The sequence below is a fragment of the Allobaculum sp. JKK-2023 genome, from assembly GCF_034745455.1.
Classification (GTDB): domain Bacteria; phylum Bacillota_I; class Bacilli_A; order Erysipelotrichales; family Erysipelotrichaceae; genus Allobaculum.
The window spans coordinates 3,052,384-3,064,687 of record NZ_JAYERV010000003.1 but is presented as its reverse complement, the minus strand read 5'-3'; the positions used below and the strand labels follow the sequence as shown (position 1 = coordinate 3,064,687).

11 protein-coding genes are annotated in these 12,304 nt (G+C 44.8%); 2 read left to right on the top strand and 9 right to left on the bottom strand.

The features are described from left to right. Positions 1–26: 26 nt before the first annotated feature. On the bottom strand, positions 27–1,469 hold the full coding sequence (locus U4956_RS12315) for a leucine-rich repeat domain-containing protein (RefSeq protein ID WP_323090989.1): 1,443 nt from the start codon (positions 1,467–1,469) through the stop codon (positions 27–29). A 545-nt stretch (positions 1,470–2,014) separates the two neighbouring features. Between U4956_RS12315 and U4956_RS12310 the strand changes: the two genes are divergently transcribed. Then, on the top strand, positions 2,015–2,221 hold the full coding sequence (locus U4956_RS12310) for a cold-shock protein (RefSeq protein WP_323090988.1): 207 nt from the start codon (positions 2,015–2,017) through the stop codon (positions 2,219–2,221). Positions 2,222–2,470: 249 nt separating this feature from the next. Here U4956_RS12310 and U4956_RS12305 read toward each other — a convergent pair whose 3' ends face one another. The 8 genes from U4956_RS12305 to sufC form a co-directional block, all read right to left on the bottom strand. Beyond that, positions 2,471–3,532: a hypothetical protein gene (locus tag U4956_RS12305; protein WP_323090987.1), complete on the bottom strand. Its 1,062-nt coding sequence runs from the start codon at positions 3,530–3,532 to the stop codon at positions 2,471–2,473. Positions 3,533–3,746: 214 nt separating this feature from the next. Then, positions 3,747–4,406 carry a GDSL-type esterase/lipase family protein gene (locus U4956_RS12300; protein ID WP_323090986.1) on the bottom strand — a complete coding sequence of 220 codons (660 nt, stop codon included), beginning with the start codon at positions 4,404–4,406 and terminating at the stop codon, positions 3,747–3,749. Then, the gene (locus U4956_RS12295; protein ID WP_323090985.1) at positions 4,403–5,242 is read right to left on the bottom strand and encodes a 5-formyltetrahydrofolate cyclo-ligase; all 840 of its coding nucleotides are present in this window, start codon (positions 5,240–5,242) and stop codon (positions 4,403–4,405) included. Before U4956_RS12295 ends, U4956_RS12300 begins: the two co-directional genes overlap by 4 nt. A 43-nt stretch (positions 5,243–5,285) precedes the next feature. Continuing rightward, on the bottom strand, positions 5,286–6,701 hold the full coding sequence (sufB, locus tag U4956_RS12290; RefSeq protein ID WP_323090984.1) for a Fe-S cluster assembly protein SufB: 1,416 nt from the start codon (positions 6,699–6,701) through the stop codon (positions 5,286–5,288). Beyond that, on the bottom strand, positions 6,698–7,165 hold the full coding sequence (sufU, locus tag U4956_RS12285; protein ID WP_323090983.1) for a Fe-S cluster assembly sulfur transfer protein SufU: 468 nt from the start codon (positions 7,163–7,165) through the stop codon (positions 6,698–6,700). The genes sufB and sufU overlap by 4 nt, the downstream gene beginning before the upstream one ends. 15 nt (positions 7,166–7,180) lie before the next feature. Further along, positions 7,181–8,449 (bottom strand): aminotransferase class V-fold PLP-dependent enzyme, encoded by a 1,269-nt coding sequence (locus U4956_RS12280; protein WP_323090982.1) that lies wholly within the window; start codon positions 8,447–8,449, stop codon positions 7,181–7,183. After that, a complete protein-coding gene (locus U4956_RS12275; protein ID WP_323090981.1) occupies positions 8,439–9,227 on the bottom strand; it encodes a SufD family Fe-S cluster assembly protein in 789 nt (262 codons plus the stop codon). Before U4956_RS12275 ends, U4956_RS12280 begins: the two co-directional genes overlap by 11 nt. A 5-nt stretch (positions 9,228–9,232) precedes the next feature. Continuing rightward, on the bottom strand, positions 9,233–10,048 hold the full coding sequence (sufC, locus tag U4956_RS12270; protein WP_323090980.1) for a Fe-S cluster assembly ATPase SufC: 816 nt from the start codon (positions 10,046–10,048) through the stop codon (positions 9,233–9,235). A gap of 616 nt (positions 10,049–10,664) precedes the next feature. Here sufC and U4956_RS12265 point away from each other — a divergent pair. Continuing rightward, entirely contained in the window at positions 10,665–12,281 is a 1,617-nt protein-coding gene (locus U4956_RS12265; RefSeq protein ID WP_323089942.1) for a transposase, read from the top strand. The last annotated feature ends 23 nt before the right edge of the window (positions 12,282–12,304 follow it).

Here is a 12,304-nt window from a genome sequence, read left to right as displayed (position 1 = left end):
GGATAAAACCAGGTCCAGTGTATTGGCTAATCAGTGAACTTGGAATAGAAAGCCATTTTTTCCAGAGCTGAAGTATCCGCAATCGGGTTGTCTTCCAGGCGGAGCGCTTCAAGCAGTTCCAGGTCTTTTAATGGGGAGACATCCGTAATATAGTTGGCTTTTAAGGTCAGCTGACGCAGATAGTTCAGTTTAGAGAGCGGACGCAGATCCTTGATCATGTTGTGGTCAAGACGCAGGTAAGAGATATACCCAAGGTTTTCCAGCGGTTTGAGATCCACAATATTGTTGTTGTACAGGTCAGCAATGCACAACTCATGGAGATCCGACAATGGCTTCAAGTCAGAAATATTGTTGTTTTCCAGCGAGATAATCTTGAGATCATGCATGTCTTTGAGGCAGTCAATATTGTGAATCTGGTTGCGGCCGACATTCAGATCTACGAGCTGTTTGCATTCTTTCAGGCAGTCGATGCTGGTGATGCGGTTGGTAAACAGATCGAGAACTTCAAGCTTATGTGCATCCTTTAAGAAGGAAATATCAGTCAGCTGGCAGAATTCGGCATTGAGAGCTTTCAGGTTTTCGACGTTGGTAAACTCATCTGTATGGGTCAGTTCATTTTTGGAAACGTTGAGTTCTTCAAGATCTTTAATATGGTTAAGATCGCGCATATCCGAGAATCCAGTCTGTTCCATGGAAATTTTGCGCAGTTTTGGCAGATCCGAGAAGAACTGGAAATCATAAGCTGAATTGTAGTCCATATTCAGGCTTTCCAGTGATGGGAAGTCTTTTAATGGATTGTAATCTTTCAGGTATGGGTTATTGGAAACATCCAGGTGTTTGAGATGCTTCATGGAGGAGAGCGGCGTAATGTCGCTGACCAGGTTGGTTGCCAGATTGAGATCTTCAATGTGAGTCAAGAAAGACAGATCTTCAATATAGAAGCGGCGCAGACCGGACATATCCAGTTTGGTCAGCTTCGGCAGACGGCCTAATACAGAGTAGTTGAATGGTCCATTTTCGGTATTGATCCGAATTTCGCGCAGCTGCTTGCAGTTTTCAACATAGTCCAGCGAGTCAATTTTCGCTTTTTTCAGGTTGAGGACTTTCAGATTGATCATGCTGCCGATTGCCGAAATATCCATGACATACAGGTTATTACGGGACAGGTTCAGCTTTTCGATCATGTAGTGATTGTCGAGAGGCTCAATATCACGCAGGCGGTTGCCGCACACATTGACATCAATCAGGCTGGTCAGATTACGCAATGGCTCAATACTGGTCAGAGCATTATTGGAGACGTTAATTCGTTCCAGGTTGGTTGCGTATTCCAGTCCGTCCAGAGTGTCGATGTCCCGATCCGAAGCATCCAGCTGGATCAGTTCGAGCAGGTCTTCTTTTTTTAATTGATCTGGTGTTGTATGGAGAGTGCCAGCAATGACGTTGGCTAAAGCGGAATTTTTGATAAACATGGTTTTCCCTCCGATATGAGTATTGATGGCTCTATTATACATTGGTTCGGGAGAGTAAATCACAAAACATCTGCGCGAAAATCGGCCTTGCTTCTTTCCCCGCATTCTCTCTTCTTTGACTGCATTCTCTTTTCTGTGCTTTTTTCACTTTGGTCCACGACTGAACAATCGATTAAAAATCGATCATTTTGCGTCTTTTTGTGAGGCAGCAAAAATTCTGAGCTTCTCCTTTTCACGTATTCTTGGATATGGTGTCTCGTTCATAACAGGCCTGGAATCCATCATTTTCACCTCATTTAGGGGGCTGTGTCATCTTGTTGTGGTTTTTTCCTTCTGTTCTAACCAAAATATGGTATCTTTATACATAGAGGTCAGGCGGATTTTTCATCTTGACGGATTCGGCCGGGTCTCTATATAATTTTGATTAGGATAGATTCAACATTGATTTTTAGTAACTGGAATGCTTCTGCTTTTCCAGGTTCGCATTAAAGTGTCACACATTTTTAATCGTAAAAATCTTCCAATCTATTCCGGGAGGTAAAAACATGAACACTGGAAAAGTGAAATGGTTTAACGCTGAAAAAGGCTATGGCTTCATCACAGGTGAAGATGGAAAAGACGTATTCGTACATTACTCTTCCATTAACCAGAAAGGTTACCGTTCCCTCGAAGAAGGCCAGACTGTAACTTACGATATCGTTGAAGGCGATCGTGGAAAACAGGCTGCTAACGTTACTCCTGTTTCTGAATAATTCTCATTCAGACTTGAAAGCGCTCCGGCGCTTTTTTATTTCCTCTGCCCGCCAACTTCTCCCGATTAAAAACAAGAAAAGTCCGCATCAACCTGACATCAGATAATTTTCCTGATGATCATCGATGCGGACTTTTGAACATTCAGAACTGGTTTCCGGGCAGACTGGAGCCAGTATTCATTTTTTTGGTCCCGCCCTCCTTGTCTTCCAGACAAAGTTTTCAATCTGGCCAGAGAAAAAAGCACCGGGTTAAGCTTCCTGCGTAAAGGGCCGGTAATACAGTTCGACTTTGCCTTTGAGCTGATCCTGGATCTGTTTGAAGACCTGCTCAAATTTAGCCGGATCAAATAGGATCAAGTCAATATAGGAATAAGATTTCCCGATCGCGCCCCCGATGACTTTTCCATAGTGCAAAGGCGCCAGCAAAGCTTCAATATGTCTGGAAAGTTCCTGGCGAAACTTAGCATCCTGTTCGTTATCGAATGGATTGTTGTAATAGATGTAGCCGTATTCACCATCTTTGGACTGTAAGTCGAGCTGAACATCCCCTTTATTGCCAAGCGTTTCTTCAACTAAGGCAGGATGAACAGTGAAGATCATCTTCATATCCTTGCGTAAGGAGTCACTCGCAAAATCCTGATGGGGTTTGAAGACCGTGTAAATATCCAGTGGGTGCTTATAATCCTGCCATTTATCCTTTTCGACAGTATCCATAATGACTTCATACAGTTCAGTCAGATTGCAGAAATCAACACCATTTTCCGGCTGATCGAGGAAGTCAATCTCGGAGACATAGGATTCCAGAGCATTTTCACCAATCGCCAGTTCGACCAGATAAATGCACATTTCCCGCTTATATTCCGGGTTTTCAATCAGTGAGAAGCCTGGGCAGTAAACCTTGACTGCAAAAGAATGAGACTTCTGGTTGATGACATAAAAAGCTGTCATGTCAAACAGAGAATAATGCTCATCCTTGATCTGCAGGCTGGCTTCAATGGCCTTCTGGCTTAATGGCGGAAGGGTATCATTGATGATCCATCTCTTTTTAACAGAAGCTGGCGCCAGTTTTTTCATCTGCTGACAGATCAGCTGGCTGGTTTTATTGGGTCCGGAATCAAAGGTCATTTCAGGCTCATCAAAATTATCTTCCACAAAGAAATGAGCCCCGCTGATCCGATTAGTTTCTTCGTTGAGCATATCGAGAATCTCAGAGATCTTTTCGTAGTTTTTGACTTTTAAAGCTTCTAACAAAGCTGGTTCTTCATCTTCAAAACGAGACCAGAACGCTTTGATATTATCTAAAACACTCATTGTCATCCTTCTTTCTTAAGCGTTCAGAACAGGTTCCCTGCAAGTCTTTGGGCGGCTGCCAGTTTTCTGCCAAGATCCGACTCTTCAAGGAGCTCTTCTGACTGACTTCAACCATCACTGTACGGCAGTTGGCCGTTGATCAAAACCGACCTGCCTGAAACAAGCCGTTGATCAAAACCGACCTGCCTGAAACAAACGGTAAAGCAAATCTGCATCAGGTGATGATTCGCTGGCGAACCATCTGTTCAATTCGATCCGCTAACAGATGGGCGAGTTTTTCATGACCTGTCTTATCAAGATGAATTCCATCGACCATGCCACCGGTAAGACCCGCTTTCTGAGTGTCCAGCACAAAACAATGCTCTTGATCAGCAATCCGGTGAATCACCTTTCCGCATCCAGCAAGAATAGCCATTCCTTCCTCTCCATAGCTGCCAATGGCTTCATAATTATTTCTAAGGGAGGCAGGAATTGCAGGCGGCTCGACAAACAGAATTGGGGCAATCTTGCAGCGGGCAGCTGCACAGGCTTTTTCGTTGGCCTGTTTGCACAGGCTGACAAAGCGCTCAAAGGATTGCGTCCAGCCCTTCAGAGAGCGATTAAACATTCGTCTTGCATCATTGCTTCCAAGAACAATGACCAGTAAATCATAAGGTACAGTCGCAAGAGTAAAGCGGGCGATCTGTCTGGAACCGGCTGATTCATAGAAATACGGTTCCTGACTGTCCAAAAGTCGGCCGTTGAGACCATCTTCGACAATCTGCCAGTGCGGTTCTAATATGGCCAGATCACTCACAAACCGGCTGGACTGGCGCAAGCCGGTGCGGGGATCAAAACCCCAGACATTGGAATCGCCAAATATCGCAATTTTCATGATTCATCCTCTTTTCGTTCCTGACGCACATAGAACAGGGTTCGGGTTGGCGTAACAATCACATCCAGTCTTTCATCCCATGGCTGCGGCTCAAAAATTTCTTCCTGTTGGTCATAGGCAATCCCGATGCGCAGACATTCTGGATGAGCTGCCAGATAACGATCGTAATACCCACCGCCATAGCCTATCCGATAGCCCTCGCAAAAGGCCAGCAGCGGAATCAACAGCATTTCGGGAACTTCCAGAGGCTTCTTCCCTTTTCGTGGACACGGTTCCAGCAGACCAAACTCACCAGGTTCCACATTGAAAAGATCGTACAGATCCTCGATCCATTGCGGAGTGAAGGGAGCAAACGAGGCCGGTCTTCTTTCTGTCTGGTAAAAAGCCACAAGACTTTCTGCACTTTTCTCTTTTCCCTTTTCTGACCACTCATTTTGAGTTGAACAATTCCGCTCCTTCTCATCCACTTCCTCATACACTTCGTTTTTTTCAAGGTCGCGTTTGAACAAGGGATACATTGCCATTTCTGTTTTTGAGAGCACCTTAGGGGCATACACAACCGGCGCAATAACGGACAATTCTTGGATGGCCTGCAGCTGCTCTGTCGTCAGCGCTGGATGTTGCCGAATGAAGGAAAGCAGATCTTCGGATTTCAAATTCCCTGCCGCAAGTCTTGCCAGAAGTTCAAATCCATCGGCTTCCCCGCGTACGGGAAGATACAGGCCGACAGACGATTTTTGGTGAAAAAAAGGCAGAAGCCTGAGGGCGATCTGAAGATCTTTTTGACGCCGGTCAGGAATCTGCTTTCTTTTCTGGATCCTTACTTTTCGATTCATGTATATTCTCAGCTCCATGATCCAGTCTGGATTGGGTTCAGGATTAACCAATAGAATCGGACATATCCAGTTTGAGCAGCTGGTTGAGCTCAACCGCATATTCCATAGGCAGCTCACGAGTGAATGGTTCAAGGAATCCCATCACAATCATTTCCGTTGCCTTTTCTCTGGATAAGCCGCGGCTCATCAGATAGAACAGCTGTTCTTCAGAAATGTTTGAAACCGTTGCTTCGTGCTCAATCTGGCTGGTCTGATTCGTCTGGCGGTTGAGTGGGATGGTATCGGATCTGGACTGTTTATCCAGGATCAGCGTATCGCACTCAACTTTGGACTTGGCATAGTCTGCACGTTTGCCATGGACAACCCAGCCGCGGTAGTTGGTTTCACCACCATTGCGGGCAACCGATTTCGAAATAATCGTACTGGAAGTATGAGGAGCCAGATGAATCATTTTGGCTCCAGCATCCTGAATCTGGTCTTTGGAAGCAACGGCGATGGAAATTGTTGTTCCTTTCGCATACGGTCCAACCAGGACGCAGGATGGGTATTTCATGTTCAGATGGGATCCGATGTTGCCATCGATCCATTCCATATGGCCGGCTTCATGAACCAGAGCCCGTTTGGTGACGAGATTGATAATGTTGTTCGACCAGTTCTGAACGGTAGAATAACGGCATTTGGCATTTTTGTGAACAAAGATTTCGACAACCGCTGCATGGAGCGAATCCTTGGAATAAATAGGAGCTGTACAGCCTTCTACGTAATGGACATCAGCGCCTTCATCAACGATGATCAGCGTTCGTTCGAACTGACCGGCTGACTGAGAGTTGATGCGGAAGTAAGACTGTAATGGTTTTTCAAGTTTTACGCCTTTTGGAACATAAATGAAGCTTCCGCCAGACCATACGGCGGTGTTCAAGGCAGCGTACTTGTTATCGGTATAGGGAATCAAAGTTCCAAAGTATTTTTTAAACAGGTCTGGATGCTCACGCAGGGCGCTGTCGGTATCCAGGAAGATCACGCCTTTGTCTTCAACTTCCTGAAGCATATTGTGGTAAACCACTTCAGATTCGTATTGTGTTGAGACACCGGCCAGAAATTTCTGTTCAGCTTCTGGAATTCCCAGTTTCTGGAACGTATTGCGGATGGTTTCCGGCACTTCATCCCAGTCTTTCTCCTGCTTGTCACTTGGACGGATGTAGTAGGTGAAGTCATCAAAGTCAATATGGCTCAAATCAGGACCCCAGTCTGGATTTTTCTGCTCCAAAAAGGAATGGTAGGCCTTCAGGCGAAGATCCAGCATCCATTCCGGTTCTTTTTTAATCGCCGAAATTTCACGGATCGTTTCTTCGCTCAGACCTTTTCCGGTATTGAATACCGAAGTGTCCTCATCATGGAAACCATATTTATATTCTTCATCCGTCAGGGCTGCAGCATCTTTTTTGATGTCGTCACTCATTTGGATGCCTCTTCTTTCTGCTTGGATGGATGATCTTTTTCGTAATCTTCAATCATTTCTTCCATAGCCCGCCAGCCAATCGTGGCGCAGCCAATCCGGTTTGGCTGCTTGGCAACTCCTTCAAAGGCAACGGCATCTTCCAGCACGTCTGCATCGTAAGGCTGGCCATGAATCATCTTGTTATAGTTGTTGATAATGTTTTCTGCTTCCGCAATCGTCTTTCCCTCTAATAAGTGGGTCAGAATGGAAGTTGAAGCAGTGGAAATGGTGCAGGCCTGACCATCAAAGCGGACATCCTGAACCTTTCCGTCCTTAATTTTAGCCTGGACAGTAATATCATCGATACAAGAGTCACTGGCCATATGACGATGATCATATTCCTTGTCATCGGTAAGTTCTTTATGACGGGGATACGAGTAGTTATCCATGATAATCTCGCGGTAATACGTTGGATCAATTGACATGAAAACTCCTCCTTTCTAGAAAAAGATGTCGAGGCATTTTTCGACGGTAGCTTCTTTAATCGCATCGACCAGCCGGTCAACGTCTTCATAGGTGTTATAGAAGTAGATACTTGCACGGACCGTGCCTGGAACGCCAAGAATTTCGCCCATCAGTTTGGCGCAATGCTGGCCCGAACGGACTGCAATCCCTTTAGAGGACAAAAAGCTTGCCATATCCTGCGGGAAAATGAGCTGCCCCTTGTCATAAACGTTAAAGGTAATAATTCCGCCATCACTGTGTGGGTTATAGATTTTAATCTTATCTTTCAGTTCCTTCTCAGCCCGGTCAAGAAAGTGTTTTTTCAGTTCTGTTTCATAGACATGAATATCATGCAGACCTAAACGCATCAGATAGCGCATGGCGACAGCCATACCCAGAATGCCTTCAATTGGCTGAGTTCCCGATTCAAACTTGAATGGAGTCCGCCGTAAAATCAGGCTTTCGCAGCTGCGGGAGAAACGGGCGTTGCTTTCCCCGCCATAGAAAACTGGGTGCAGTTTATCGAGCAGCTCATATTTACCATACAAAACGCCGACTCCCGTAGGGCCGCACAGTTTATGGCCAGAGAAGCAGAAGAAATCGCAGTCCATATCCTGAACGTCAATCAGCTGATGCGCAACAGACTGAGCTCCATCAACGACCATATAGGCGCCATGTTCATGGGCAACTTTGGCAATTTCCTGAATTGGAGCCGTAAAACCAAGAACGTTGGAGACCTGCGCGAACATCACGACTTTGGTGTTTGGATATTTTTCAAAGGCTTCTTTTACATGGTCAACCGTAATCCGGCCTTCCTGGTCGACTTCAATAAAGTTGACAGGAATCTTTTTGTCATAACCGGCCTGCTGCCAGGGCAGAATGGAAGAAGCATGTTCAGTCTCAGCGGTGAGAATCGCATCGCCCTCTTTTAAAAAGTCATTGGTCACCATCAAAGCCAGCAGATTCAAAGATTCGGTTGCTCCGGATGTGAAGACAATTTCCTCTTTACGCTTGGCGTTGATAAATTTCATGACTGTTTTACGGGCTTCATCCAGGGCAAAATCGACCTGAGAAGCCATTTCATAATCACCGCGCTGGGCATTGGCGCCAAGATACGTGTAATAGTGGACAACTTCATCAATGACACACTGCGGTTTTAAAGCCGTTGCGCAGCTGTCAAGATAATCGAGCGGATACCCGCTCATCTCGCGTTTCAGGATCGGAAAGTCCGCGCGGATTTCGTCAATATGTTCTTTAATGTTCATACAGTCCCGCCCTTCTTTCAATTTCCTGTTCCATTTCCTGTCTTAAAGCTTCATCATCAATCAGTTCAACAACCGGTTTGAAATAACCAATAGCCAATAGGCCCATGGCCTGAGTTGTAGACAGGCCTCTGGATTGCAAGTAGTAAAGCTGCTCAGCATCCGGCTGGCCAACGGTCAGCGCATGGCTGGCTTTGACATCATTTTCGTCAATGTACAGAATCGGCAGCGTCACGCAGGTGTGATCTTTGCCCATGGTCAGAACCCGGGTTTCCTGATGCGACTCGGATCCAAAAGCCCCTTTGACAATTCGTCCGGCTGCAACCATTTCATACTGGCCTTCATCATAGACGACGGCGAAGTTATGGATGTTGCCATACGTATGAGCAACCTTGCTTGTCAGTTCAATATTGGCCTTTTTCTTTTTGCCGCCCAGGCAAAGCTGGCCGGTAGAAAGTTCCATGGTAGCCCCCTGTTTGTTGAGGCTGCCGTCTGCTTTGAATGTCAGAGGATCATCCTGCAAATCAAGCAGGCCCAGTTCAATCTTGGCATCCGTTTCAATATCGGCGTTGAGATTGAGTGTAAACGGATGCTCCATCCGGTTCTGGATGAAGATTTTGACATAGCTGTATGCATCTGCGTGCAGATGGATCGACATCTCATCCGCATTCCCGTCCAGAAAAATCACCAGATTACCGCTGGCTCTTTGGTCAAAATGCAAATCGAGCGGCTGATCTGTTTCGATCCGATCCTCAAAGCGGTTTTCGTAGGTCCGTTCCATAGGTCCTACTCAACTTTCTTGGCGCCGCAGGATTCAAGAAGGACAGGTTTTGGTTTTTCTTCTTTCCGCGCCTGTACATGGTATTCTTTTTCGATCCAGTCATATCCTTCACTGTCGACACGATGGATCAGTTCTGGTCCACCGGAAACAACGATTTTACCATCGACCAGAACATGCGCATGAGTCGGTTTGAGGTAGTCAAGGAACCGCGCATAATGGCTGACAACGACAACACCCATATGGTCTTCCTTCTGGGCATTTAAAATTGCATCCGCAACAATACGCAGCGCATCGACGTCCAATCCGGAATCAATTTCATCCAGCATAGCCAGGGATGGCTTCAGTAAAAGCATCTGAACGATTTCGTTGCGTTTCTTTTCACCACCAGAGAATCCGACATTCAAGAAACGATGAGCCAGGTCTGGCTTCATCTGTAATTCTGAAATGGCATGATCCATTCCTTTAATAAACTGAAACAGTGAAATTGGACGTTCTCTGCGGGCATTGATTGCCGTGCGCAGAAAGTCGGAGTTGGTAACGCCTGGCACTTCACTTGGATACTGCATGCCTAAAAACAGACCAGCGCGGGAGCGCTCGTCTACTGGCATGGACAGAACATCTTTTCCATCCAGAGTGATGGAACCTTGTGTAACTTTATATTTAGGATTGCCCATGATTGCGGCAAGCAGAGTTGACTTACCGTTTCCGTTAGGGCCCATTAATGCGTGCATTTCATCGGATCTGACAGTCAAGTCAATTCCGCGAAGAATCTCTTTATCTTCAACGCTGACATGAAGATCTTTGATTTCCAATGTTGACATTGTGATACCTCTCTTTATCCCTTCTAGTATACTCTAAGGCATGTTTCTTGCCGCCATCGACCTGCCCTTAAACAATTCGGATGATTTTCAAGCCAATTTTTTATCATGTCCTTTTGTGATCTGGATTTAAAGGCAAAGGCCTGAGCGAAAGTTTTCAACCATAATGGTCTATTTCGTCCGTACAAGCTTTTATTGTATCCATCTCAGTCAAAAACGGGGAATTTGACTTCTCAAGAGTTTTTATTGCGCAAGGACAATTCGATTTTTCGATCGTTTCGGCGGAAAGCACAGTTTCGGCGGAAAACACAAAGGAAACGCCAGAAAATCTGGATCAGAAAACAATAAGCAAAGTCATGACAACGACCGCCAGAATCATCCAGAACCTGCCAGATGAATAATCCTAAGATCTACCGAAAAGTAGGACCGTAAATTCTTTTCGAATAGGCTTGTAAACCTGAGATAAGTGCAAAAGAGGTACTACATGACCATTTTGCCTGTTCCGATTTTTATGGAATAAAATTTAAACCATAGATAAAGCATCTGTTTTGATTTTCACTTTAGGACTCCTATAATTTGTGTAGTACCACCTGAGACTACACAAAGGAGGGTGCTAAGCATGCCATTTATCAAACTTCGAAAAGTTAAAATGTCTTCTGACGGAACAGTGCTTTCCGGTTCGGCTGGACTCATTGATACGGTATATGTCAAAGGAAAAGCATCTCACTCACGACAAATCCTGCGGGAAAATCTTGGCAAGGTGATTTGGATGGCCCAAAATCACCGATCAGGAATATTTTTGTCTCCTTCAAGAGGCCTGATTGAGTATTCTGCTGACCAAGACAAATTTTCTGAGGTAGACAGGGGCGATTTACGATTGCCAAAAGATCGAACTTTTCCAGATCCACCTGTCCATTCCATTTTTGGAGATGTTTTTCTTATTGTCAGCTTTTTGAATAATTCTCCTCTTCTAAAGGCTTTAAAGCAGACGTTTTTCAACAAATTGGATCTACAACGGGTACTTATTCATCTCGTCCATACTGTTGCCAAGGACGGAAGCCATATCAATTGCCAAGATTTTACTGCGCGCTCATTTATGGGAAGTCTTTTTCTGGACATACCTCAATGTTCTCTCAAAAGTGATACGTACTACTTTGAGATGATGGGTGACGATGCAACCAGAACTACTTTTTTTGAATGCTATGTGAAAGAAATGCGCCGGTTTTATCCCGGCTTTGGCAAAGGATGTTATGTAGATTCGACACCTCTTCCAAATGACATTGTTGATAATCCGTTCAATGCGCTGTGCTGTCATGGAGTAAGTGGATCGACCGTGATGACTCGCCTGGTTATGATTCTTGATGAGCAGACAGATCTTCCTGTCTGGTATGACATTATTCCAGGAAACGTTATTGATCTGAATACAATTCTTTACGTCATGGAAGATGTCAAGATTACTCTGGACATAGAAATAGATGATTTTGTTCTTGATGCCGGATATGCTTCCAAAGAACTGTTTACTGCCTATCACATCGGAACAGAGAAAAAGTTCATTGTTCGATGTCCGGCCAGGCGGGGCTATCATACTCAGACGATATACAGAGAAATCAAATCCATGATACCTAGAGGTAAATATGAATTTGTCCGTGACAGACATCTGTATTTTGGCTTCCGTAAGAAAGGCAAGCTGTTCGGGCAGCCTGTTTACTACTACATTTATGTAGATAAAAATAATGCCCTGCAACACCATCGAGAAGCAGTAATGAAAGATCCAGAGCGTTTCAAAAAAATGTCTGACAAAGATAAGGATTGGGAATCTGTCAGATATGGATATTTCATTTTGATTTCCAATTATGATGCAACGCCCGAGGAGATTCTGGACAACTATTTTAACAGAGTGGACATTGAATTGGCTTTCAGAACAGCCAAAGAGTATCTGCAGCTTTTACCGTTAAGCAAATGGACAGATAAAACTGTTAGAGGTAAGATTCTGAACGATGTGATCAGCTTAATAGTTTATTGTGGAATTCGTGAAAAAATATCACCGTCTGGAGAATCTATGCCATCTGTTTTTGGGAAAGTTTCTTCATTAATGTGTCTGGTCGACCACAATGAAATAGCTCATATTGAGACGCCCACCAAGAAGGTCAAAGAGTTCGCCAAACTTCTGGACATAGAAATCCCAGGGACATTGGATGTTAAAAACCTCCAACGCAGTTTGTTGACCAATCAATAATGTAGTACCACTTTTTGTCTCAT